General features: G+C 69.1%; 26 protein-coding genes and 1 pseudogene. 18 read left to right on the top strand and 9 right to left on the bottom strand.

What is annotated here, in order from left to right:
* Position 1 precedes the first annotated feature (1 nt).
* The 3 genes from ACY0PA_RS17555 to bcp form a co-directional block, all read right to left on the bottom strand.
* Positions 2-841, bottom strand: a complete 840-nt coding sequence (locus ACY0PA_RS17555) for an HNH endonuclease signature motif containing protein (RefSeq protein ID WP_473085508.1) — start codon at positions 839-841, stop codon at positions 2-4.
* Positions 838-1,458 carry an HNH endonuclease gene (locus tag ACY0PA_RS17550; RefSeq protein WP_473085507.1) on the bottom strand — a complete coding sequence of 207 codons (621 nt, stop codon included), beginning with the start codon at positions 1,456-1,458 and terminating at the stop codon, positions 838-840. The genes ACY0PA_RS17555 and ACY0PA_RS17550 overlap by 4 nt, the downstream gene beginning before the upstream one ends.
* A gap of 336 nt (positions 1,459-1,794) precedes the next feature.
* Positions 1,795-2,262 (bottom strand): thioredoxin-dependent thiol peroxidase, encoded by a 468-nt coding sequence (bcp, locus tag ACY0PA_RS17545; protein ID WP_473085506.1) that lies wholly within the window; start codon positions 2,260-2,262, stop codon positions 1,795-1,797.
* A 129-nt stretch (positions 2,263-2,391) separates the two neighbouring features.
* Here bcp and ACY0PA_RS17540 point away from each other — a divergent pair, with 129 nt between their 5' ends.
* Both ACY0PA_RS17540 and ACY0PA_RS17535 read left to right on the top strand, forming a co-directional pair.
* On the top strand, positions 2,392-2,730 hold the full coding sequence (locus tag ACY0PA_RS17540; RefSeq protein WP_473085505.1) for a DUF3618 domain-containing protein: 339 nt from the start codon (positions 2,392-2,394) through the stop codon (positions 2,728-2,730).
* 96 nt (positions 2,731-2,826) lie between these two features.
* Positions 2,827-3,129 (top strand): GroES family chaperonin, encoded by a 303-nt coding sequence (locus ACY0PA_RS17535; RefSeq protein ID WP_199841797.1) that lies wholly within the window; start codon positions 2,827-2,829, stop codon positions 3,127-3,129.
* A 78-nt stretch (positions 3,130-3,207) separates the two neighbouring features.
* Here the strand turns inward: ACY0PA_RS17535 and ACY0PA_RS17530 are convergent, their stop codons facing one another.
* Positions 3,208-5,463, bottom strand: a complete 2,256-nt coding sequence (locus tag ACY0PA_RS17530; RefSeq protein WP_473085504.1) for a transglycosylase domain-containing protein — start codon at positions 5,461-5,463, stop codon at positions 3,208-3,210.
* 201 nt (positions 5,464-5,664) lie between these two features.
* On the opposite strand from ACY0PA_RS17530, the gene ACY0PA_RS17525 reads away from it, so the two are divergent.
* From ACY0PA_RS17525 to ACY0PA_RS17510, 4 genes are read left to right on the top strand one after another with little or no spacing between them, the layout of a single operon-like run.
* Positions 5,665-6,483 (top strand): ABC transporter permease, encoded by an 819-nt coding sequence (locus ACY0PA_RS17525; RefSeq protein WP_473085503.1) that lies wholly within the window; start codon positions 5,665-5,667, stop codon positions 6,481-6,483.
* Between the two features lie 40 nt (positions 6,484-6,523).
* Positions 6,524-7,288 carry an ABC transporter permease gene (locus ACY0PA_RS17520; RefSeq protein WP_473086348.1) on the top strand — a complete coding sequence of 255 codons (765 nt, stop codon included), beginning with the start codon at positions 6,524-6,526 and terminating at the stop codon, positions 7,286-7,288.
* A 6-nt stretch (positions 7,289-7,294) separates the two neighbouring features.
* Complete coding sequence (locus ACY0PA_RS17515; RefSeq protein ID WP_473085502.1) at positions 7,295-8,284, top strand: ABC transporter ATP-binding protein; 990 nt, start codon at positions 7,295-7,297, stop codon at positions 8,282-8,284.
* A 9-nt stretch (positions 8,285-8,293) separates the two neighbouring features.
* Positions 8,294-9,130 carry a DUF1707 SHOCT-like domain-containing protein gene (locus ACY0PA_RS17510; RefSeq protein WP_473085501.1) on the top strand — a complete coding sequence of 279 codons (837 nt, stop codon included), beginning with the start codon at positions 8,294-8,296 and terminating at the stop codon, positions 9,128-9,130.
* 314 nt (positions 9,131-9,444) lie between these two features.
* Here the strand turns inward: ACY0PA_RS17510 and ACY0PA_RS17505 are convergent, their stop codons facing one another.
* Complete coding sequence (locus ACY0PA_RS17505) at positions 9,445-10,767, bottom strand: SGNH/GDSL hydrolase family protein (RefSeq protein WP_473085500.1); 1,323 nt, start codon at positions 10,765-10,767, stop codon at positions 9,445-9,447.
* 299 nt (positions 10,768-11,066) lie between these two features.
* Between ACY0PA_RS17505 and ACY0PA_RS17500 the strand changes: the two genes are divergently transcribed.
* From ACY0PA_RS17500 to ACY0PA_RS17490, 3 genes are all read left to right on the top strand, one after another.
* A complete protein-coding gene (locus ACY0PA_RS17500) occupies positions 11,067-12,395 on the top strand; it encodes a DUF445 domain-containing protein (RefSeq protein WP_473086347.1) in 1,329 nt (442 codons plus the stop codon).
* Between the two features lie 185 nt (positions 12,396-12,580).
* Positions 12,581-13,594 carry a GlxA family transcriptional regulator gene (locus tag ACY0PA_RS17495; RefSeq protein ID WP_473085499.1) on the top strand — a complete coding sequence of 338 codons (1,014 nt, stop codon included), beginning with the start codon at positions 12,581-12,583 and terminating at the stop codon, positions 13,592-13,594.
* 84 nt (positions 13,595-13,678) lie between these two features.
* A complete protein-coding gene (locus ACY0PA_RS17490) occupies positions 13,679-14,044 on the top strand; it encodes a VOC family protein (RefSeq protein ID WP_473085498.1) in 366 nt (121 codons plus the stop codon).
* Positions 14,045-14,048: 4 nt separating this feature from the next.
* Here the strand turns inward: ACY0PA_RS17490 and ACY0PA_RS17485 are convergent, their stop codons facing one another.
* Complete coding sequence (locus tag ACY0PA_RS17485; RefSeq protein WP_473085497.1) at positions 14,049-14,351, bottom strand: hypothetical protein; 303 nt, start codon at positions 14,349-14,351, stop codon at positions 14,049-14,051.
* A gap of 204 nt (positions 14,352-14,555) precedes the next feature.
* On the opposite strand from ACY0PA_RS17485, the gene ACY0PA_RS17480 reads away from it, so the two are divergent.
* The 8 genes from ACY0PA_RS17480 (at position 14,556) to ACY0PA_RS17445 (ending at position 20,545) form a co-directional block, all read left to right on the top strand.
* Positions 14,556-14,960 (top strand): WXG100 family type VII secretion target, encoded by a 405-nt coding sequence (locus tag ACY0PA_RS17480; RefSeq protein WP_473085496.1) that lies wholly within the window; start codon positions 14,556-14,558, stop codon positions 14,958-14,960.
* 191 nt (positions 14,961-15,151) lie between these two features.
* On the top strand, positions 15,152-15,463 hold the full coding sequence (locus tag ACY0PA_RS17475) for a WXG100 family type VII secretion target (protein WP_329573212.1): 312 nt from the start codon (positions 15,152-15,154) through the stop codon (positions 15,461-15,463).
* The gene (locus ACY0PA_RS17470) at positions 15,463-17,196 is read left to right on the top strand and encodes an RNase A-like domain-containing protein (protein WP_473085495.1); all 1,734 of its coding nucleotides are present in this window, start codon (positions 15,463-15,465) and stop codon (positions 17,194-17,196) included. Before ACY0PA_RS17475 ends, ACY0PA_RS17470 begins: the two co-directional genes overlap by 1 nt.
* A gap of 49 nt (positions 17,197-17,245) precedes the next feature.
* The gene (locus tag ACY0PA_RS17465; RefSeq protein WP_473085494.1) at positions 17,246-17,872 is read left to right on the top strand and encodes a hypothetical protein; all 627 of its coding nucleotides are present in this window, start codon (positions 17,246-17,248) and stop codon (positions 17,870-17,872) included.
* Positions 17,865-18,515, top strand: a complete 651-nt coding sequence (locus ACY0PA_RS17460; protein WP_473085493.1) for a Fic family protein — start codon at positions 17,865-17,867, stop codon at positions 18,513-18,515. Before ACY0PA_RS17465 ends, ACY0PA_RS17460 begins: the two co-directional genes overlap by 8 nt.
* 2 nt (positions 18,516-18,517) lie before the next feature.
* Positions 18,518-18,835 (top strand): RNase A-like domain-containing protein, encoded by a 318-nt coding sequence (locus tag ACY0PA_RS17455; protein ID WP_473085492.1) that lies wholly within the window; start codon positions 18,518-18,520, stop codon positions 18,833-18,835.
* Positions 18,836-18,869: 34 nt separating this feature from the next.
* Positions 18,870-19,571, top strand: a complete 702-nt coding sequence (locus ACY0PA_RS17450) for a contact-dependent growth inhibition system immunity protein (RefSeq protein ID WP_473085491.1) — start codon at positions 18,870-18,872, stop codon at positions 19,569-19,571.
* Positions 19,572-19,972: 401 nt separating this feature from the next.
* A complete protein-coding gene (locus ACY0PA_RS17445; protein ID WP_473085490.1) occupies positions 19,973-20,545 on the top strand; it encodes a dihydrofolate reductase family protein in 573 nt (190 codons plus the stop codon).
* 78 nt (positions 20,546-20,623) lie between these two features.
* Here ACY0PA_RS17445 and ACY0PA_RS17440 read toward each other — a convergent pair.
* The 3 genes and pseudogenes from ACY0PA_RS17440 to ACY0PA_RS17430 all read right to left on the bottom strand — a co-directional run bounded on the left by ACY0PA_RS17440 (position 20,624) and on the right by ACY0PA_RS17430 (position 22,610).
* Positions 20,624-21,467: pseudogene (locus tag ACY0PA_RS17440) on the bottom strand (IS5 family transposase).
* Positions 21,468-21,530: 63 nt separating this feature from the next.
* Entirely contained in the window at positions 21,531-21,725 is a 195-nt protein-coding gene (locus ACY0PA_RS17435; RefSeq protein ID WP_473085489.1) for a DUF397 domain-containing protein, read from the bottom strand.
* A gap of 3 nt (positions 21,726-21,728) precedes the next feature.
* Positions 21,729-22,610, bottom strand: a complete 882-nt coding sequence (locus tag ACY0PA_RS17430) for a helix-turn-helix domain-containing protein (protein ID WP_473085488.1) — start codon at positions 22,608-22,610, stop codon at positions 21,729-21,731.
* Positions 22,611-22,794: 184 nt separating this feature from the next.
* Between ACY0PA_RS17430 and ACY0PA_RS17425 the strand changes: the two genes are divergently transcribed.
* Positions 22,795-23,208, top strand: a complete 414-nt coding sequence (locus tag ACY0PA_RS17425) for an ATP-binding protein (protein WP_473085487.1) — start codon at positions 22,795-22,797, stop codon at positions 23,206-23,208.
* Positions 23,209-23,304: the final 96 nt, after the last annotated feature.

Below are 23,304 nucleotides of genomic sequence, written 5' to 3'. Positions count from 1 at the left end.
GCTACCGGCCTTGGTTCCGGCCACGGCACCAGGTATTGGTGAACGCGTGGCAGTTTGGGCACATGTGGCGAAGGTTATTCCGGCGGTCGTCGAGTGGGTTGCCATTAATGTGGTCGATCTCCAGGACGAGCCGTTTTCCCTGCCACAGCTCGCCCTGCCCGCATTCGGCGCACGTGCGTGGCACACCGATCTCATCGAGCGCCCGGCGCAGCATGTGCGTACGCGTGCGGTGTGATCCGGCCTTCCGGCGGACCAGGATCTCGTCGGCGCCCTTACGCATTGGCGACGTGGTTCCGGCACGGTGGCCCTGCCCGCCGAAGTGCTCAGTTGAGAGCCCGTACTCGTCGATGCTGCGTTTGGCCTTGGCGCGTCCGCTGCCATCGAGCGAAGACTTGCCCAGCCTGCGCATCAGCTCGGCCAGACTGCGTGAAGCGGCGACGGCGCGAGTGAACTCCTCTTCCGGGAAGAGGGCGGAGGCGGCATGCCCACGGCCGGGTCCGAAGTGGCCGGTGTCGATGCCGAACTTGGCCAGCTTCTGTTTGATGAGCGAGTACGGCCCATCTTCCGGCGGGATTCCCATGTGGATGAACATCTCGCGGATGCTGGAGGAGTGGGCCGCGGCGTCCGTCAGTACTTCCTTGGAGTACGACCGCTTTGGGCGCTCTGGGAGCGGCTCCTCTTGGAAGTGCGATGTGTCGATCTCGTAGTGGGCGAGCCGCTTACGGAGGTAACCGGCAGGGCCGCTCCCCATCGGTGCGCCGACGCGGCGCAACAGATCGACCAGGCTGGTCGACTCCCTGGCTGCTTCTGCGAGGGACTCGCGGGGGTACTTGCAGCTCATACCGACCTCCGCTTCCGGCCCCGGTAAGTGTCCGTAACCGCATGACAGTTGGGGCACAGCAGACGTAGGTTCTCTGGGCGGTTGTCCCACCACTCGCCGCTGAGGTGATCGACTTCGAGCGAGATCGGTCGCCCTCGCCATTCTGATCGGCCGCAGGTCGCGCACTGCTCCGGGACGCCGAGCCGCAGGAGTTCCCGACGGAGGCGGACTCCGTGGACCCGCCCATCATCCGGAGACCGCAAGGTCAGTGGGACCGTCAGATCCTTCCTGGCCTTCTGCCCCGGTGGCGCGAAGTGTGAGGTGTCGATTCCGAGCGCCGCGATCCGGCGGCCGATGTGCGCCTGGTTGCCGCCGACGTTGTTGATGCCCAAGTGCCGCACCACGTCTCTGATGCTGTGCGACTCCACGACGGCTGCTCGCAACGCCTCGTCCGTGTGCCGCACTGCCCCATGCTGGAAGTGCGAGACGTCGATACCAGCCTCGGCCATCCTCTGGTGTAGATACCGCTTGCTGTAGCGCGTCGGCTCACCCCCACACCACCGAACCGCCTCACCCCAGCTCCGTGTGTTCCGAGCCGCTTCCTCCAGCAGCTCCCGCGTGTACCGCTTCTCGCCCATGCGTGCCCCTCCCGTACGACTGTCCGTTCGTGACCTCGTACGGACCAACGAACCGAAAATCGGACCGTCACGCACGAAATGCGGAACAGTCCGATCCTGTGTGGGCGGGCCACATGAAGGGGTGAGGGGCCGGGGTCAGAACCTCGGGGCCCGGGCCCGTGCCTGGGACTCCACCAGTTCTAGGAGTGATCCCTTCTGTGGACGCGTTGTTCCAGGGATCACTTGCTCGGAGGTAGCGATCGCAAACTGAAGTCCCCAGTGAAGGGGACTTCCGTCACATCTGCGCGTATCCAGTGCGCGTATCCGGAAGGCCTGCGGTGATCCGCGGCCGGCGGGTCAGATTCCGAGATCCTTGATGATCTTCGCTACGTGGCCGGTGGCCTTCACGTTGTAGAGGGCCCGCTCGACCTTGCCGTTCTCGTCCACGACGATCGTGGAGCGGATCACGCCCGTCACCGTTTTGCCGTAGAGCTTCTTCTCGCCGTAGGCGCCATAGGCCTCGAGGGTCTCCTTCGAGGGGTCGGCGAGGAGCGTGACCTTGAGGTTCTCCTTCTCGCGGAACTTCGCGAGCTTCTCCGGCTTGTCGGGGGAGATGCCGATCACGTCGTAGCCCGCGCCTGCGAGGACGTCGAGGTTGTCCGTGAAGTCGCAGGCCTGCTTCGTGCAGCCGGGGGTGAGGGCGGCCGGGTAGAAGTAGACGATCGTCCTGCGGCCCTTGTGGTCGGCGAGGGAGACCTCGTTGCCGTCCGCGTCGGGCAGCGTGAAGGCGGGGGCGGTGTCGCCGGTCGTCAGTCGCTCGCTCATGGTGGGACTCCTCGTACGGGATACGGGTACGGGACCCGAGCGTAATGGGGGTGCCGTGGGGTGCGGCGGCCGCCGAGCTGACAGACTGTCCACGACCAGTGCCATAACGGCGACCATGGAGGCAGCGCGGTGTCGGACACGTCGAAAACGTCGGATGCGCGAACCCCGGCGCAGATCGAGGCGGACATAAAGCGCCGTCGCGAGGCGCTGGCCGAGACGCTCGACGAGATCGGGGTGCGGGTGCACCCGAAGACGATCGTCGGCGACGCGAAGGCCAAGTTCGTCTCGAGTGTCGATCACTCCGTCGGGCGTGCCTATGTGAGTGCGAACCGGCTGGTGTCGGACGTGAAGGCGCAGTTCGTCTCTGAGGAGGGTGCGCCGCGTGTGGAGCGCATTCTTCCGGCGGCTGTCGTCGTGGTCGGTCTCGTGGGGCTGCTCGCCGTGACCGCGCGGCGCCGTAAGCGCTGACCCTTCCTGCGTACGGACAGCCGCGGCAGGTAGGTTCGGGGCGTGAGCGCCAACAGCGAGAAGAACAGCACCCAGCACGACAAGCTGCCCATCCGCATGCTGCACGACCGTGTGCTCGTACGGCAGGACACCGCCGAGGGCGAGCGGCGCAGCGGCGGCGGCATCCTGATTCCGGCGACCGCGGCGGTCGGTCGGCGCCTGGCCTGGGCCGTCGTGGTGGCCGTCGGGCAGAACGTGCGGACGGTGGAGCCGGGCGACCGGGTGCTGTACGACCCGGAGGACCTGGCCGAGGTCGAGGTGCGGGGTGTCGCGTACGTGCTGATGCGTGAGCGCGATCTGCACGCGGTGGCCGCGGACCGGTTCGAGGGTTCCCAGGACTCGACGGGCCTGTACCTGTAGATCGCACGGCTCGTACGCATTGCGTCGCTCAAGGGCCCGGATCATGGCCGGGGTCGCGGCGCCTGGACGCCGGCCCGGTCACTGCCCGGGGTCGGATGCGGAGTCGCGGGTGGTGTCCGAGTCACCGAACAGTTCGTTCACCGGTCCTGATGGCGGGTTCGGTTCCTGTGACGGAGTCTCAAGGGTGGGCTCCGCCGGTGTGGACGGTTCGGTCGGGGGGCCGGACGACGCCGGTTCGGACGGGGGTTCGCTGGAGGGCTCGCCGGTGGTCGGTTCGATGGACTGTTCGTCCGGTGCCGGCGAGGGGAGCTCGGGCTGTTCGGCGCCGGACTCCACATCCAGGTCGAAGTCCCTGGGCGTACTGCCCTGGAGTGCGGCCTTGGTGAACTGGGCCCAGATCTGCGCCGGGAAGCCGCCGCCGTTGATGCGGGGCAGGCCGAGCGCCCCGTACAGCGGGGTGTGGGCGCCGGTGGAGGGGTTCTGGCCCATGACGGCGACGACGGTGGCGAGGTCGGGGGTGTAGCCCGCGAACCAGGCCGCCGTGTCCTCCTCTGCGGTGCCGGTCTTGCCGGCGGCGGGCCGGTCCGCGGCGAGGGCGGCGGTGCCGGTGCCGCCCTCGACGACGCTCTGCAGGACGGACGTCGTCGTGTCGGCGGACTCGCGGGTGACGGCGCGCTTGGTGCGCTGGTCGGGCAGGTCGATGCTCTCGCCGTCCTTGGTGACCTCGGTGACGAGGGTGTACGTGGCGCGGCTGCCGTGGTTGGCGAGGGTGGCGTACGCCTCGGTCATGTCGAGGACGCTGGCCGTGGACGGGCCGAGCGCGATCGAGGGGGACTCGGTCAGGTCGGGGGTGTTCTCGGGGAGGCCGAGGGAGATCGCGGTCTGCTTGACCCTGTCGGAGCCGACGTCGACGGCCATCTGCGCGTAGACCGCGTTGACGGACTTGTCGGTGGCGGTGCGGACGGTGATGGGGCCGTAGTCGGTCTTGTCCTCGTTCTCCGGGGCGTAGTAGCCGCCGCTCCAGCCTTGTACGGGGCGGGCGTTGGTGCCGTCGTAGACGGTGTTCGGGGTGATGGCGCGGCCGTCCTGGGTGGTGGAGGCGTTCTCCACGGCCGAGGTGAGGACGAACGGCTTGAACGTGGAGCCGACCTGGTAGTCGCGGCGCGTGGCGTTGTTGACGTACTGCTTCGTGTAGTCGATGCCGCCGTACATCGCGAGGACCCTGCCGGTCGCGGGGTCGATGGCGGCGCCTCCGGCGCGGACGTTGCGGTCGGCCGGGCGGTTCTCCTTGTCGAGCTTGGACATCAGCTCGTCGTCGACGGCTTTGACGAAGGCGTCCTGTTTCTTCTTCTGGAGCGTGGTGGTGATGCGGTAGCCGCCGACGGCCAGGGTGTCCTCGTCGATGACGCCCTTGTCCGTGAGGTAGTCCTTGACGGCCTGGACGAGGTAGCCGCGCTGGCCGGACATCCCGGCGGGGCCCTTGGCGTCGTCGGGCATGGGGAACGTCATCTTCCTGCGGTCGGCCGGGCTGAGCCAGCGCTCCTTGACCATGCCGTCGAGGACGTAGTTCCAGCGGGCGACGGCCTGCGCCTTGTTCTCGGGGTGGGCGACGACGTCGTAGGAGCTGGGGGCGTTGAGGAGGGCCGCGAGGTAGGCGCCCTGTGCGGTGGTGAGGTCCTCGACGTCGACGCCGTAGTAGGCCTGGGCGGCGGCCTGGATGCCGTAGGCGTTGCGGCCGAAGTAGCTGGTGTTGAGGTAGCCCTCGAGGATGTGGTCCTTGCTCTCCTCGCGGTCCAGCTTGATCGAGATGAAGAACTCCTTCACCTTGCGGGTGATGGTCTGTTCCTGGCCCAGGTAGTAGTTCTTCACGTACTGCTGGGTGATCGTCGAGCCGGACTGTTTGCCCTTGCCGGTGAGGGTGTTCCAGGCGGCGCGGACCATCGCCTTGGGGTCGATGGCGGACTCGCCGTAGAAGTCGCGGTCCTCCGCGGCCAGGACGGTGTGCTGGACGGTCCTGGGGATCTGGGAGAGGGAGACGTTCTCGCGGTTGATCTCGCCGTCGCGGGCGAGCTGGCTGCCGTCGGCGTACAGGTAGACGTTGCTCTGCGCGGTGGCGGTGGCGTTGGCGGGCGGGATCTTGACGAGGTAGTAGCCGAGGGCGAACAAGCCGATGCACAGCAGCAGGAAGCCGAGGACCGTGCCGAGGACCGTGCGCCAGGTGGGGATCAGGCGGCGCCAGCCTGTGCGACGGGGGTGTTTGCGTTTCGCCGGCTTCCCGGCCTTCCCGGCGTTCCCGGACTCTGCGGCCTTCGGCTGCTGCGGCTCGTCGCTCATGCCCTGTGGAACTCCTGTTTCCCTCCGTACGTCACGTACGCCTCTTTACTTCCTGCCGGACACTCTGGCATCGATGGGTGGTGCGGACGGGTCGTGGCACGCGCCGAGGGAGCCGAAAATGCGTGGCACGGTACACCCCGCTCCCGCTAGGCTCCTGCGCTTTGGTCCAGAACGGAAGACACGGAAGACGAGGACGGGAGCGTGTCCGTGGGGACTTTCCGGCTGTACGCGGCCGTCGCCGCCGGAGGGTTCCGGCGCTACGCGACGTACCGTTCGGCCACCGCGGCGGGCGTGTTCACGAACACCGTCTTCGGGTTCATCGTGGCGTACACGTACATGGCGCTGTGGGACGAGCGGCCGGGGCTCGGCGGGTACGACCAGGCGCAGGCGCTGACGTATGTGTGGATCGGGCAGGCGCTTGCGCAGGCCCTGTCGATGTTCAACGCGGGTTTCGCCGTCGACATGGTGGCGCGAATCCGCAACGGAGACATCGCCGTGGATCTGTACCGGCCCGTCGACCTTCAACTGTGGTGGCTGGCAGGGGACTTGGGGCGGGCCGTGTTCCAGTTGTTCAGCCGGGGTCTGGTGCCGCTGACGGTGGGCGCGCTCGCTTTTCCGCTGGCGCTGCCGGGCGATCCGGTGGTGTGGCTGGAGTTCCTGGTGGCGGTGGTGCTGGCGGTGGTGGTGAGTTTCGCGATTCGCTATGTGCTGGCGCTGAGCGCGTTCTGGCTGCTCGACGGGTCGGGCGTGCTGCAGTTCGGGGGTCTGGTGGGGATGTTCTTCACGGGTCTGCTGCTGCCGCTGAACGCGATGCCCGGTGCGCTCGGCGACATCGCGCGGGTGCTGCCGTGGGCGTCGCTCCTCCAGATGCCCGCCGACATCCTCCTCGGCGCCCGCTCCGGCGCGGCCGAAGTCCTCGCCGCGTACGCCTTCCAGGCCGGGTGGGCGGTCGCCCTGCTCGCCGCGGGCCGCCTTCTCCAGTCCTCCGCGACACGCAAGGTGGTGCTTCAAGGTGGCTGACGTCGGCGGGAGCGTACGCGTCTACCGGTTGATCGCCGCGATGTGGATCCGCTCCACCCTGGTCTATCGCACGTCGTTCGCGGCCGCGGTCCTCACCAACTTCCTTGTCACGGCGCTCGATTTCGTCGTGATCTGGATGATGTTCTCGCAGGCGACCTCGATCGGCGGCTACGGCTTCGCGGAGACCGCCTTCCTGTACGGGACCGCCTCCGTCTCCTTCGGGATCACCGCCCTCCTGCTCGGCAGCGTCGACGATCTCGGGCTGCGGGTGCGCGACGGCTCCCTCGACGCGTTCCTGGTGCGCCCCGCCCCGGTGCTCGTCCAGGTCGCCGCGGACCGCTTCGGCCTGCGCCGCCTCGGCCGTTTCCTCCAGGGCGCCCTGGTCCTCGGCTGGTCCCTGACGCGCCTGGACCTCGACTGGACGCCCGCCAAGCTGCTTCTGCTGCCGGTGATGCTGCTGAGCGGCGCGGCGATCTTCGGCGCGGTGTACGTGGCCGGGGCGGCGTTCCAGTTCTGGGCGCAGGACGCGGCCGAGGCGCAGAGCGCGTTCACGTTCGGCGGGCTGACGCTGCTCCAGTACCCGCCGACGGTGTTCGCAAAGGACTTCGTGATCGGCGTGACGTTCGTCGTGCCGCTGGCCTTCGTCAACTGGCTGCCCGCGCTGTACGTGCTCGGCCGCCCCTATCCCATCGGCCTGCCCTCGTGGCTCGCCTTCACGCCGCCGCTGGTGGCCGCCGGGAGCTGCGCGCTCGCGGGTCTGGCCTGGCGCGCGGGTGTCCGTTCGTACCGCAGTACCGGGAGCTGAAGGCGTATGACTGAGGACTTCATCGAGGTCGACGGCGTGGAGAAGGTCTTCGACGTGCGCAGGAAGACGGGTCTGCTGCGGCGCGAGCGTCATCAGGTGCGGGCCGTCGACTCGCTCACCTTCGGCGTGCCGCGCGGCGAGATGGTCGGCTACATCGGGCCGAACGGCGCGGGCAAGTCCACCACGATCAAGATGCTGACCGGCATCCTCACGCCCAGCGCGGGCCGGCTGCGGGTCGCGGGCATCGAGCCGTCCCGGGAGCGGACGCGGCTCGCGCGGCGGATCGGCGTGGTGTTCGGGCAGCGCACGACGCTGTGGTGGGACCTGCCGCTGATCGACTCGTACCGGCTGATGCACCGCATGTACCGCATCCCGGACGCCCGCTACCGGGAGAACCTCGACCGGTGCGTCGAACTCCTGGAACTGGGCGGCCTGTTGGACACGCCGGTACGGCAGCTCTCCCTCGGGCAGCGCATGCGCGGCGACATCGCGGCGGCCCTGCTGCACGACCCCGAGGTGCTCTACCTCGACGAGCCGACCATCGGTCTCGATGTCGTCTCCAAGGTCAAAGTGCGGGGATTCCTGCGGGAGTTGAACGAGGAGCGCGGCACGACGGTGCTGCTGACCACGCACGACCTGACCGACATCGAGCAGCTGTGCAAACGCGTCATGGTCATCGACCACGGCCGCCTGATGTACGACGGACAGCTCGCCGGCCTGCACCAGGTGGGAGAGAGCGAGCGGACCCTCGTGGTCGACCTGGAGCGTGAACTGCCGCCGCTGGACGTGGAGTTCACGCGGGTGGTGAAGGTGGACGGGCCGCGCCAGTGGCTGGCGTTCGCGTCCGCACAGTCGGCGGCGCCGCTGGTCGCGCAGATCGCGGCTCAGTATCCGCTGGCGGATCTGTCGGTGCGGGAGCCGGACATCGAGTCCGTGATCGCCCGGATGTACGCCCGTGAGGAACCATCCCTGGGAGGAAGGCCCGCGCCCTCGTAGGCTGGTCCCATGACGGACCAACGCCCTGAGCGCCCCGAGCCGAACGACCTGCCCGAGCTGCGGGCCTCCGACGCCGACCGGGACCGGGTCGCGGAGGTCCTTCGGGACGCCCTCGCCGAGGGGCGCCTGGACATGGAGGAGTTCGACGAGCGGCTCGAGGCCGTGTACAAGGCGCGTACGTACGGCGAGCTGGCGCCCGTCACGCGTGATCTGCCGGGGGCGGGCGCGGCGGCGCCGCAGACCCCGGTGAGTTTTGTGAAGGAGCCGCAGCCCGAGGGCGCGCTCGACTGGCGGACGCGGATCGGCGGGGAGGCCACGTCCACGTGGGCGCTCGCGTTCTTCGGCGGGTTCGGCCGCAAGGGGCGCTGGACGGTGGGCGAGAGGTTCACCTCGTTCGCGATGTTCGGCGGAGGCGAGATCGATCTGCGGGAGGCGCGGTTCGCGTCCCGCGACGTGGTCATCAACTGCTTCACGATCATGGGCGGGATCCACGTCAAGGTACCGCCGGAGCTGGATGTCACCGTCAAGGGCTTCGGCATCATGGGCGGCGTCGACGACCGGGCGTCGGGCGAGGGCACGCCGGGCTCCCCGCGGGTCGTCGTGCGGGGGTTCGCCCTGATGGGCGGCGTCGGCGTGGAGCGCAAGGCGAGGCGTGAGGAGCGCCGTCGCTTCAAGGAGGAGCGCCGCCAGGACAAGCTGGACCGCATGGCCGCGCACCTTGAGGCGCTGGAGGGGCACCGCGAGCGGCACGCCGAACGCCATCAGCTGCGGCACGAGCGCCACGAGGAGCGGCGCGAGCGCCAGTGGGAGCGGGCGGAGGAGCGCCGCGAGAGGCGTGAGCGGTAGCGCACCGCGCCGTGAGCGGTAGGACACCCGCGCCGTGAGCGGTAGGACACCGGTGCCGTGAGCGGTGGTGCAGTCGTGCCGTGAGCGGTGGTGCAGTCGTGCCGTGAGCGGTAGCGCACCGCGCCGTGAGCGGTAGGACACCCGCGCCGTGAGCGGTGGGACACCGGTGCCGTGAGCGGTGGTGCAGCCGTGCTGTGAGCGGTAGCGCACCGGTGCTGTGAGCGGTGGTGCACCCGCGCCGTGAGCGGTAGCGCACCCGTGCCGTGAGCGGTAGCGCACCCGTGCTGTGAGCGGTGGTGCAGCCGGGCCGGGCGCTACAGCTCGGCCGGCGTCGAACCCTTCAGCGTCGTCAGGTTGAACGTGTCCGCCATCCTGCGGAAGCCGGAGTCGCTCGGGTGCAGGTGGTCACCGGAGTCGTACGCGGGCAGGAGCTTGCGCGGGTTGTACGGGTCGCGCAGCGCCTTGTCGAAGTCGACGAACTCGTCGAAGACCTTGCCGGAGCGGATCTGCGCGTTCACGGCCTGGCGCACGCCTTCGAGGCGGGGCTCGTAGCCGCGGTGGCCCTGGAACGGCATGAGCGTCGCGCCGACCACGCGCAGGCCGCGCGTGTGCGCCTGCCGGGTCAGCTCCCGCAGCCCCTCGACGATCTTGTCGGGGTCGGTCTGGTGCGGGTTGCGCAGGATGTCGTTGACGCCGAGCGCGATCACGACGGCCTTGACGCCGGACCGGTCGAGGACGTCCCGGTCGAAGCGCGAGAGGCCGCTCGGGTTGTTCGCGGGGCGGCCGAGGCCGTCGGACAGGATGCGGTTGCCGCTGATGCCCTGGTTGACGACGCCGTAGCGGGCCGCGCCGTTCTCGTCGCGCAGCCGGTCGGCGAGGTCGTCCGTCCAGCGCCGGTTGGCGCCCACCGTCGAGGTGACGCCGTCGGTCAGGGAGTCGCCTATCACGACGACGGTGCCGTCCGACTCGTTGCTCAGCACGTCGAGCGCGGTGACGTAGCGCCAGTACGGGGTCTGCTGCGTGAACGGGGCGCCGGTCGCGTCCTCCGCGCGGTCGCCCTGGGCGACGTACGACATCTGGCGGGCCTGCGGGTGGTAGGTGACCGGGCCCGACGGGGTGGGCGAGTAGCTCGTGACGAGCATGTCCGCGTCGTGCGGGACCTGCAGCCGAACGGCGTCGCTCATGGCCTGGGCGCCGGCCGGGATCACGACCGAGGTGTTGCCGCCGAAGGTGAGGCGGCGCAGGGTGCCCGCCGCGGCGGCCGGGGTGTTGGGCGCGGCCGCGACGGCGACCGAGGCGTGCGTGATGCTGAGCGGCTGCTGCCCGAAGAGGTTGGAGAACGTGATGCGGGCGCTCGTGCCGCCGATGCTGGTGTGCACGACGTTGCGCACGGTGCGGCCCGCGAGGCCGTCGGTCTCCGTGCCGGGCTCGCCGCCCGCGGGGGAGGCCGACCAACTGCCCGACCAGGTGCCGGTGGAGGCGGGGGCCGCCGAGTTCTGAGGGTGCCGGGGGCCCGCGCTGACCGTGGTGTTTGAGCCGTCGAAGGCGCCGGAGACGCCCAGGTATATGGCGGCCGAAATCACGACGACCAGGGCCGCGACCGCGGCCAACAGGGCATAACCGTGGCGCTTGGTCATGCGGGGGTGTCTCCTCGGGCAGCGGGAGCCCGAGGCTCCGGTGTGATGACCCCATGATGCGTCATGGGTCGGGAGGAAGCCGACACTGCCCCCCTCCGCCTTTTGAGACGCCGGGAACTTGTCGTCCGTTCCGGGAGTCGGTCAGGTAGAGACAATGTGTGAGAGGGATGACACGGGGGGACTGCCGGGTGAGCGGACTTGTGACGGGCGGAGTGAGCTGAGTGGACGAAGTGGAGGACGCGAAGCGCGCGGCGGCCGCGCGCGGCAAGCAGGACGTGGAGGAATCGGGCGAAGCGGTCATGGGTGAGCATGCCCGCGCGGGCGGCTCCTCATTCAGTACGCGGCCGGCCCCGTTCGGCGCGGGGCCCGGCTCCTTCAGCCCCGCCGACGTGGAGAAGCAGCGCGGCGTACGCCGGATGAAGACCACCGCCACCGGCCTGCTCCTGCTCGTCGCGGTCATCTACGTACTCGCCAAATGGGGGCAGAACTCCGGCGCGGGCGCCTGGGCGGGCTATGTCGCCGCCGCCGCCGAAGCGGGCATGGTCGGCGCCCTCGCCGACTGGTTCGCGGTCACCGCGCTCTTCCGCCGCCCTCTCGGCCTGCCCATCCCGCACACGGCGATCATCCCCACCAAGAAGGACCAGCTGGGCGTTTCGCTCGGCGAGTTCGTCGGCGAGAACTTCCTCTCCTTCGACGTCGTACGGCAGCGGCTGCGCGCCGTCGGCATCGGCGGCCGGCTCGGCACCTGGCTGGCCGAACCGGAGCACGCCGACCGGGTGACGGCCGAGCTCGCCACCGCCCTGCGCGGCGCCCTCACCGTGCTGCGCGACTCGGACGTCCAGGCCGTCGTCGGCGAGGCGATCACGCGCCGGGCCGACGCGCAGGAGGTCGCGCCCGGCATCGGCAAGATGCTGGAGAAGGTCGTCGCCGACGGCGGCCACAAGCGGGCCGTGGACCTCATCTGCGCACGGGCCCACGACTGGCTGGTGCTGCACGAGGACTCCGTGATGGACGCGGTGCAGGGCGGCGCCCCCGGCTGGACCCCGCGGTTCGTCGACAGGAAGGTCGGCGACCGCGTCTACAAGGAGCTGCTCCGCTTCGTCACCGAGATGCGCGACATGCCGGAGCATCCGGCCCGCGGCGCACTCGACCGCTTCCTCGGCGACTTCGCCACCGACCTCCAGTCCGACACGGACACGCGGGCGCGCGTCGAGCGCCTGAAGTCCGAGGTCATCGCCCGTCCCGAGGTCCAGGACCTGATCGCCTCCGCCTGGTCCGCCGTCCGCTCCATGATCGTCGCGGCGGCGGAGGACGAGCGCAGCCAGCTGCGGCTGCGCGTACGGGCCTCGCTGCTCTCCCTCGGCTCCCGGATGGCGACGGACACGCGCCTCCAGGGCAAGGTCGACGGCTGGGTCGAGGGCGCGGCCACGTACGTCGTGACGACGTACCGCAAGGAGATCACCTCCCTCATCACGGACACCGTGGCGGGCTGGGACGCCGAGCACACCTCGAAGAAGATCGAGGCGCACATCGGCCGTGACCTGCAGTTCATCCGGATCAACGGCACGGTCGTGGGCTCGCTGGCAGGGCTCGCGATCTACGCGGTGTCGCGGGCGCTGGGGGCGTGACGCGCTGCCCCTGCGGCACCTGCGTACGGTCAGCGCGAGGAGCGCCACCCCCGCGCACAGCGCCCCCGCGCCCACCCACACCGGGTCGTACGAGCCGAAGGTGTCCCGTGCCACCCCGGCACTCTGTGACGGAGGCACCCGCCCCCACGACTGGCCGGATAGCCATGATGTGAAAGAATCTGGCCATGACTTCCGTAAGGCGGGCGACCCCGGAGCGCGGCCGGCGCCGGACCGTCGCCGTCCTCGTCAGGGACGGGGTCCTGCCCATGGAACTCGGCCTGGTCCACCAGCTGTTCGGCACGGCGCGCTCCGCGGCGGGCGAGCCGCTCTACGACGTCCGCACCTGCGCCCCGCGCCCCGGCAGGATCCGTACGGACGCGGACTTCCCGATCTACGCGGAGCACGGCCTGGCGACGGTGGCGGCCGCGGACACGGTCCTCGTACCGGCGTCGCACGAGACGGACGAGAGCCTCGGGCCGGACGGCCTGCCGACGGAGCTGGCCGAGGCCCTGCGCGGGGCGGACGACGCGCGCGGGGCCCGCCCCCGCCGCGTCGCCTCCATCTGCACCGGCTCGTTCGTCCTCGCCGCCGCCGGACTCCTGGACGGCCGGCGCGCGACGACGCACTGGATGTCGGCCGATCTCTTCGCGCGTACGTTCCCGTCCGTGACGGTCGACCCCGGTGTCCTGTACGTCGACGAGGGCCGGATCCTCACGTCCGCGGGCGAGGCGGCGGGCATCGACCTGTGCCTCCACATGATCCGCCGCGACCACGGCGCGGCCGTCGCCGCGGAGGTGGCGCGCCGCACGGTGGTGCCCCCGCACCGGGAGGGCGGCCAGGCGCAGTACATCCAACGCCCCGTGGAATCACAGGGGTTGACGTCCACGTCCGCGTCGCGCGCGTGGGCCCTCGCCCGCCTCGCAGAGCCCCTCACCCTCGCCGAACTGGCCGCACACGACGCCATGTCCGTGCGCACGTACAGCCGCCGCTTCCGGGAGGAGACCGGCCTCACCCCGATCCAGTGGCTGACGCAGCGCCGCGTGGACCGCGCGCGCGAACTCCTGGAACAGACCGACCACACCGTCGACCGCATCGCGACGGAAGCGGGCTTCGGCACGGGCACGTCGCTCAGACAGCACTTCCAGGCGGGCCTCGGGGTGTCGCCGGGCGCGTACAGGTCGACGTTCAGGGGGAGGTGACGCGCACCTTCCGCAAGGATGACCCGGAGTCCGGGCACCGACCGGACCCCACCCCACCCCACCCCACCGCCCGGGAGCCCCCCGATGACCATCCGCAGGATCGTCCCGAACCTCACGACGAAGTCCCCGGAGTCGATGGACGAGAACTGCGGTTTCTACGGCCTGCTCGGCTTCGAGGAGGCGATGAACATGGGCTGGGTGACGACCCTCGTGTCCCCCTCCAACCCGACCGCCCAGGTCAGCTTCCTCACCCACGACGAGACCGCGCCCGTGATCCCGGACCTCAGCGTGGAGGTCGAGGACGTGGACGCGGTCTACGAGCAGGTACGGGCATCCGGCGCGGAGATCGTCCATGACCTGCGCGACGAGGAGTGGGGCGTGCGCCGCTTCTTCGTACGGGACCCGGAGGGGCGAGTGGTGAATGTGCTGGGGCACCGGCAGCCGGGCTAGGGCCTCAGGAGCGCCGGTCGGCCAGCACGTACGACGCGGCGGCGACGCCCCCGGCGACCGTGAACACGGCGGGCCAGGCGCCGAGCTTCTTGGCGAGCGGGTGCGACCCGGCGAAGGCGGCGACGTAGACACCGCCGAGTACGGCGGCGACCCTGCCCCCGGCGGCCTGCCGCCACTGGGCCCCGGCCGCGACCCCGGCGGCCGCCAGCACGACCCCGCCGAGCTGCCGCTTCTTGGTGAACCGGGCCACGGCGTACCCGCCGACAATCCCGCTCGCGGCCACTGCGGCCGACGGTACCTTCGCCATCACTGCCTCGCTTCTCCGTCATGTGCGGCCCGGGGTGGACGTGGACCGATTCGAGGCTAACGCGCGGGATTGCGGCACCTGCGGGCAGGTTCGGTTCCCCGCGTACGGGGATCCAGGGCGCCGTCGTATGCGGCACGCGGTGCACTAGAATTCCTGTGCGATCAACGGGGGTTGAGCGCCACATGTGACCGGGGGAGCGGCGTGATGGGCGATCCAAAAGATCTACGGGTTCCGCCCGAGAAGCTGACCAAGCTCGCGGACGACCTGGACGGCATGCAGGACCACCTGGACAAGCAGGTCAAGCGCATGGACACGATCGTCGACAGCATCGAGGCGGGCTGGAGCGGCCCGGCGTCGACGGCGTACCGGGGCTTTCACCGGGCCGCGGCCGAGGACGCCGTACGGATCCGCGAGGTGATGAAGGTCCTGGAGCAGGCGGTCCGCATGAGCCGCGACGGCTTCACACAACTCGAACTGGACAAGCTCGACCAGTTTCGCCGGATCCAGGTCAACGTCGATGTGGCGGGCGAGGCGGACAAGCTGTCCACGCCGAACGTCGATGCGCCCGCGCCGCCTTCACGGCCACGCAGCGGCCTGGACAGCTTCTGACCGGGCCGGTCCACCCGCTCACCATCGCGTTCACCATTCGCCGCCGCATCCGTACGCAGCCGTGGACCGGAAGCCCGTACGCAGATGCAGCCGAAGCAGTAGCCGTAGCCACAACTCGTAGCCGTAGCGGCAACCCGTAGCCGTACGCCACAACTCGTAGCCGCAGACGCGCACAGCGACAAGGGGGATCCGTGCCGCCCAGCGACGCCGACGACCACATATCGGTCACCTTCACCACCCTCCACCACCTCGCGGTGGAGCTCGAGGACATCCTCAAGCAGCTCAACGGGCGGATCGACGACCTCTACGAGCGCGTAGAGCCGGTCGTCCTGTCCTGGCAGGGCGAGGCCAGGGAGATGTTCATCGACAAGCTCGACGAGTGGGACCACTCGGCGCAGGACCTTCAGGCGGCCCAGAAGTGGCTGCACGAGATCGTGACGACGGGCCACATCAACTACGCGGCGGCGCACCGGGCGGTCCTGCGCGGCTGGGGCGCTGCCTGATGGGGACGCCGGCGCCGGGCAGCGGCACCATCGACGTCAAGCCCTCCACCCTGCACCAGGTCGCGGGCGGGTTCGCGGGCGAGCAGACGCCGTTCGACAAGGCCGCCAAGAACCTGATCAAGGAGCTGAAGGAGTACCCCGACGCGGGCGGCTACGGCACGGCCCCGCAGGCCTTCGCCGCCTCCTACCTCAAGGCGGCCAACCGCTACCTGGAGGTGTGGGCCAAGGTCGTGGTCAGTATCGGGGGCGCCGCCGTCGGCTTCGCCACCACCGCGAACAACTACTCCAAGGCGGAGGCCGCCAACGACGCCTCGGGCAAGACCAAGCCCCAGACACAGCCCCCGCCCGTCGTCATCGACAAGGCCCCGGACTACGGATCGGTCCCCGACCTGAAGTGGGGCGACGACGACGGCGGAGACGACTTCATCCGCTCGCTCCTGGAGTGGATCCCCGACGTCGTCTGGCACATCATCCGCCCGCTGCTCGAACATGCCTTCCGCTGGGGCAAGGTCGCCGAGGTCTACCCGTATCCGCAGCAGCACTACCTCAACTCGCTGTCGCAGTCCTGGGCGGACATGACGAAGGCGCTGTCGTGGGCCGAGGGCAATCTGACGGGCCAGATGTACGGCATCACCCAGCAGAGCAACAGCGAATGGCACGACGCCATGCGGCAGTTCTGCAGCTCGCTCTGGGGCACCACCGCCTGGGGCAAGCAGACGGCGGGCTACGAGTGGAAGCACGACTCGGCCGCCAACCAGAAGCCCAGCCACCCGGTCATGTCCGTCCTGTTCGACACCGCGATGAAGATCAGCGACCTGCTGCGCGAGTTCGCCGAGGCCGCGGTGTACGTGAACGGCGAGGTCTGGGACATCTACATGGAGGCGGTCAAGAAGGCCGTCGGCGACATCGACCTCAGTGACGGCGTCGACCTCAAGGACCTCAAAGAGGGCGCGAAGGGCGTAGGCCGCTTCCTCAAGGGCCTCGCCAAGGGCGCCGCGGAGGTGAGCGTAGAGATCACCCTCAACATCGACACGGCCGCGCTCAACCGCGTCGTGGAGGAGTACAACCGCCGCGTGAACGCGCTCTGGCCCCGGCTCGACGCGCTCATGGAGGCGTTGGACGAGGCGTACTTGAGCGCGCCCACGTATCAAGCCGAGGAAGCACGCGCCGAGGCGTTCGGTGCCCGGTCGCTCGACGACTTCAAGCACGGGCACAAGTGGACCGATCCCGAGGACACGAAGAACGGCAAGTACAAGATCGACCTGGCGGGCGACGAATGGCTCAACCACGGCCATACGCTCGACAAGCACGTGGGCAAGACCGATGAGCAGCTCGCGCAACGGCTGCGCGACCAGGGTGGCCCACCGACGGCGGCCTGGCCGCACGGCAAGCCGTCCATCGGCGGAGCGTCCACCTTCGAATCGGTCGACAAGGCTCAGGAACTCACCCAGCACAACATCGACGAGAATTCCGAAGAGATCAAGAAGTGGCTCGACGGCCCACCGCCCCCGCAGAACGGCGACCGGCCCAAGTCCTTCGACGGGACGGCCCCGAACGGCGAATACAGTGGCCGCAGCGTGACCAAGCAACCCAACGACGTGAATCATTCAGGGTTCAAGAACGACGGCCTGAATGCTCAGCCGATTCACGTGAAGGGCATCAGGACCGTCCTCAAGTACGACGACAGTCTCGACCCGCCGTTCGTCGTGCTGACCTCGATGCCGACGGAGTGAGAAAGAAGTGCGAGGAAAGGCCATTCACCAGTACTGGTATCCCGAGTCGATGAACTGGCAGGACGTCGATCCGGCCAGGCATCCGTTCGACCGCGAAGGGGCGCTGGACGTGGTGCGCGAGGTGGTGTCCTCTGCGGACCCGGAGGCCGGTCGCCCTCGCGGCCTGTGGTCGGACAACTCCGTCGCACAGGGGCTCGCCGAACGGTACGGCGCCTGGGCGTTCGGCTGGTTCAGCTCATGGCAGGGGTACCCCGACTCCGGCGCGGTCATCCGTGAACTCCCGCCGAGCGGTGTCAGCGACGGTGACCTGGAGGCGCAGGCCAGGCGGTACACGAGTGCGCTGCTCCAGTGGCGGGACTGGCTCGAGGAACTCGCCGCATGCTTCGCGCGGCTCGCGCCCCCGCCCGGGGCCGACGAGGCCGACGTCCTGCGGCACCGTGAGCGAGGGGCGGCGCCTCTCGTCACGCTGGTCGTCGCCAAGACCGATGCCGGCGAGCTGTGGCGCGGCGAGCTCAGCCAGGCGTTGACCTGGTACCTGGAGTCGACCGGGATGCCCCGTGACCGTGCGGAGGAGCTGGCCGACGACCTGGTCGACGCGGAATTCGACAGCTGGGTCGCTCCGGACGACGCCACGGTGGCCCGCGTGGCCGAAACCCTCGGAAAGCCAGATGCGTGACGACCTCCTCGGCTGGCTGAGGGTGCGCTCCGAGGTGCCGTGGGAACAGGCGTGCCCAGATCTCGCCGGCCCGGTGAGGGGGCGGCACGACGGAATTGCCCGGGCCGCCCGGCGGCAGGAGCGGGCGGACGATCCCGGCCGCCCGGTCAGACTGCAGGCAGCATGGGACCGGGCGAGGTCGGACGCGGAGGCCGGCCGAGCCCTCGACCTCGGCCTCCTCTCCGCGTGGCAGAAACTGGTTCTCGGCCGGCGGGACGTCCGATTCCGTTCCTCCCCGGCGTTCGCGAAGGGCGGGCGGGAACGGTACGGACTCCATCCCGACACCCGGGACCGCTTCGCGGCCTGTCTCGCGGAGGCCTCCGGCCACGGTTCGGGAATCCCTCTCCCGGCCCGCGCGGCCCGCCTCTACCTCGACGTGTCCTTCTTCCACCCCTTCGACGACGGCAACGGCCGTGCCGCCCTGCTCGCTCTGGGCTTCTGCCTCGCCAGTGAGCAGGTTCTGCTCGACGAGGCCGGCCCACTGCCGGTCCGCCGGTATGCCGATGATGCGGCCGGAGCGCTCGCGATGGCGCAACTCGTCCATGTACTGGCGAAGTCCACGGCGGAACGTGGCCTTCCCACTCCCGCACCGACAAGGCGGTGACCGTGCCGGAATCTCATCCCGTACCGACCAGAAGTTCGACCTATCCCGACCGCGAGACCGCCCAATGGGCCACCCAGCAGGTTGTCACCGCGAACGAACAGCTCATCCACCGCTGGCTCGCGCAGTCCACCCGCGCCCGCCTCACGCTGGAGGCCGCGTGGCCCTCCCGCCCCGACCCGGTCGGCCGGGTGCTGCTCCAGGCGATGATGCTGGCGGGCCGCGACCCTGTCGACGCACGGGCCGCACGCGTGATCCTCAAGCGGGACGACGCGAGCCCGCACGGCTTCGTCGTGCACGCCACGTTCCCGGTCTACCTGTAGCCACCCGTATCACCCCGTAGAGGACGCCGCAGCCGTGCCCATGAACCCCTTCGAACACGACCGACGCTACGGCGAGCTGGACCAGGTGATGCGCGCCTACGCCGGCCAGGCCGCCGACGACACCGAGGACAAGCCGAGCACCGCCCTCACCGCCTACCTGCGCCACACCTGGCACACCCGCCCCTGGGCACTGGCGGCCGCTGAGACGCAGCTGCGCGAGTACTCCCGCAACCCTCCGGGCCGAGTACGCCTGCGCCTGGGCGAGTTCTACGCGGTCCCCGACGTGGGCCTGCCCGAGGACGACATCCAGGGCTGGCTGGCCATTCTGGCCGACCACATCAAGCACAGCATCGAGGAAGGCGAAGTGCCGCCGCCCTCAGTCCCGTTGACCCACTGGGAGTGGCGCGCCCGCTTCCCGGAGGCGGCCCAGTTCCTCGGAGGCTGGTTCTCCCAGGACATGCCGGACGAGTTCGCCGACCACGACGAAGCGATCGCCGACTACGCGGCTACGACCGACCCACACCTGGTGGCGCGCCTGGCGGGAGAACTCCACGAACTGCTCGCCCTGCCCCTCGAGGAATCCGACTACGCACAGGCGCTGGCGGAACTGGGCATGGAGGTCGACCCTCCGACGCCGTACGCCCCGGGCGGCTGGCTGGACCGGGTGGCGGAGCAGGTGGGCGGGGGAGGCTTCGTGGCGGATTATGGGGAGGGGCGGGGGCCGGGCGGGGAGTAGGGGGGCCGGCAAACAGTCGGTCACGGGACACCGACCGAGCGTCAGTTGGTACCCGCCAGGTCCCCCGAGAGCTGGGTGAGCTCGCGAGTTCCAGCCCGCAGAGAGCAGCATCGCCGATCCACGAGTTAGGCCGTTTCGTTTAGATCACTGAGGCCGGCTGCGTCAAGATCCCGCATCACCGGTTGGCGGCCTTCACCGCAAGTCGCTGTTGCGCTGCTGGTAGGTGCCGCAGCCAGGGGCGCTTACGGCCCTACCGCCGGAAAGACCGGGCGCGAACCGATGAGTTCCTTCATGATCAGCAGTCATAGATCGTGGTTGATGCGCCGCAGCCGCAAGTGCGGCCGAAGCGTCCGCCGATCTGACCCGCTGAGAACCAGATACGAGACACCGAGGAACCATAGATGCGTACCTTGATTAGCACTGCCTTCATCTCGCTCGACGGCGTCGTGGAGGCCCCGGGCGGCGAGCCCGGCTACCGGAACTCCGGCTGGACCTTCAAGGACATCGAGTTCATCCCCGAGGCGTTCGACATCAAGGGCCGCGAGCAGAAGGAAGCCACGGCGATGCTGATGGGCCGGACCAGCTACGAGGCGTTCAGCCCGGTGTGGCCGGACATGGCGGACTTCGCCGACTACAAGGCGATGCCGAAGTACGTCCTCTCCACCACGCTCACCGAGGACGACTTGGTGACGAATTGGGGCGAGACGACGATCCTGCGCTCACTCGACGAGGTCACCGCCCTGAAGGAGACCGAGGGCGGCCCGATCATCGTCCACGGCAGCGCCGCCCTGAACCAGAGCCTCTCGGACGCCTGCCTGATCGACCGCTACAACCTGCTCGTCTTCCCGCTCCTGCTCGGCGCGGGCAAGCGCCTGTTCAGCGCCACGGACAAGGACACCCAGAAGCTGAAGCTGGTTGAGCACGAGGCATACGCCAACGGCCTGCAGAAAAACGTGTTCGACGTCGTCCGCTGACACGACTCCCGCCCCCGCCCGGCCGTCGCCTCATCGGACACGGCACCGGCCAAAAGGTCCTGCTCAGCGGACATCGGGTCACCGTGCGGACCAGAGGAAGATGCCTGCGATGTGGAGTGCGGCCAGGTAGATGGTTGCGGTCTTCTCGTAGCGGGTGGCGATGCCGCGCCACTGCTTGAGGCAGTTGATGCACCGCTCGACGGTGTTTCGCTGTTTGTAGGTCTCGCGGTCGAAGGCCGGTGGCCTGCCGCCCCGGCTGCCGCGACGCAGCCGGTGGCTCCGCTGGTCCGCCGGGACGGGGATCACTGCCCGGATGCCGCGCTTGCGCAGGTGTTCGCGGATCGCGCGGGAGGAGTACGCCTTATCGGCCAGGACCAGTTCCGGCCTGGTGCGGGGCCGTCCTCGCCGACGAGGAACGCGTAAGCGGGCCATGACGTCGTTGAAAGCAGGTGCGTCGCCGGCCTGGCCTGCGGTGAGGACGAACGCCAGAGGCCGACAGCGGCCGTCGGCAGCGAGATGGATCTTCGTGGTCAGCCCGCCGCGGGAGCGGCCGATGGCATGGTCGTCGGGCTCTCCGGCCGGGGCCCCCTTTTGCGGGCCCCGGCCGCGTGCTGGTGGGCACGCACGATCGTGGAGTCCACCGAGACAGCCCAGTTGAGGTCCTCGTCCGCGTCGGCCTGGGCCGTCAACGCGATGAACACGCGCTCCCAGGTGCCGTCGACGGCCCACATCCGCAGCCGGTTGTAGACGCCTCTCCAGTTGCCGTACTTCTCCGGCAGGTGGACCCACTGCGTTCCGGTCTGGAACTTGAAGGCGATCGCGTCGATCACCTCGCGGTGGTCCCGCCACCGGCCCCCCGCTTCGGCGTGTGGTCCGGGAGTAACGGCTCGATCCGTGCCCACTGCGCGTCAGTCAACGGCACACCCGGACCAACGACCGGCTGATCCAAACGAAACTCCCTAGGCCGGAGAAATCCGTCTGTAGCTCAGTGTCCTGCGGCCCGACGCTGCGTGACGCAGTTGATGAACTGAGACCATGCCACGCTGCCGACGCGGATTTGTGGGTGCCCGAAGTCCTTGGAGTCGCGCACGGCCACGATGCCGGGCAGGTTGGCGGCCACCTCGACGCACTCGCCGTTGCCGCTGCTGTAGGTGGACTTCGCGAACTCGAAGGCGGGCATGTACTAAATCTCCTCGCGGATGCTCTCGATCAGGGCACGAGAGTCGTGCTGCGCCATTGAGAGTCGGGCGATGCGGCCGAACAACGAGTTGTGGTGCGCCGCGTCCTTCTCGCTCTCCAGCCACAGCGTAGATGACGTCGTGTCCATGTAGACCACGTCCATCGCGCCAGGATCCGTGAAGGAAACGATGTTGAAGGCGCTGGTCATTCCGGGGTGGGCTCCCGCAAGGCTGGGCATCACCTGAAGTTTGACGTTGGGGAGCTGGGCTGTCTCGAGGAGATTGCTCAACTGGGCTCGCATGACGGAGCGTCCTCCCACGAGCTGACGCAACGCGGCTTCGGCGACGATGGCCCAGATCTCGAGTGGCGATTCGCCGGTCAACCTGCTCTGCCTCGCGATTTTGGCTTCGACGAAGCGCTCGATCTCATCGGGATCTTCCCAGTCCGCGCTGCCGACCGCGAGGGCGCGGGCGTAGTCGGGTGTCTGGAACAGCCCTGGAACAAAGGCGAGTTGCCAAGTCCTGACCGACGTGGCGACATCCTCGAGGGCGACGTACTCAACCAGATTGCGCAGCTCGGGGTATTGATTCCACCAGCCGCGGACTTTGCGACGGTCGCGATCCCTGTCTGCCAGCGTCAGCAAGTGGTGGATCAGGTCAAGGTCAGTGACGCCGTAGCGGTCGCAGAGGGCTCGGATGTCCGGATCGCGCATGGGAACCCAGCCGCTCTCCATCTTCGCGACCTTGGCTGTCGAAGCGGATAGAGCCTGGGCCGCCTGCCCCTGCGTGAGACCGGCTTCAAGGCGCAGCTTGAGGAGCTCTCCGCCCAACCGCCGGCCAAGGACCGTGGAGGCACGATTTCCCTGTGACGGCTGATCTGGCTTCACGTGGTGCCCTCCCTGGATGCACGCACAGTTTGCGGTTCGGCGGCGTCGGCACGCAACCAGTCCGGGTGTAATTTTCCCCGAGTCGATTGCATCCGGTGTAGTCGTCTCCGTACTCTCTGTATCCAAGAGCCCAACCGGCGCTGCCAGTTGGCTGTGCGTGTCTTGCCTTCGGAGGTACATGCAGATGACAGAGGTGAACGCTCAAGAGGGCGTCATCCACTCCGACAAGCTCTCCTACACCGCGTACCCGAGAAGCGTGTCCCTGGCTCGGCGCCGCGCTGCGCGCCTGGTCGACGAGTGGGGGTATGGCGATCAGGCAGGCTCGGTTGCGCTTCTGGTGTCGGAGCTTGCGACGAATGCGCTGCTGCATGGCTGCTTCCGAGGTCGCCTCTTTCAGGTCGAACTGACTCTCGCTGGCAGCGTGTTGAAAGTCTCGGTGTCCGACCCCAGGGGAGAGCTGCTGCCGGAGCCACGGCCGGCGAACGAGAACGAGCAGTTCGGCCGGGGCCTCCTGATCGTGCAGGAGGTCGCGTCGGACTGGGGAGTTGAGGAGCGGAGTGTCGGTAAGACGGTGTGGTGCGAGGTCCATGTCGGGTAGTTCACAGCTGTTCGGTGGGCGGGGTGGCTGACGCGGCCGGCCGCCTGAGGCGGTGCCTCAGGCGGCTGCGTTGAACCCTGCCCGATCTGGGAAGTG

This window comes from Streptomyces sp. DS1-CR2, from assembly GCF_055760475.1.
This window is presented reverse-complemented; position numbering and strand designations above follow the sequence as displayed.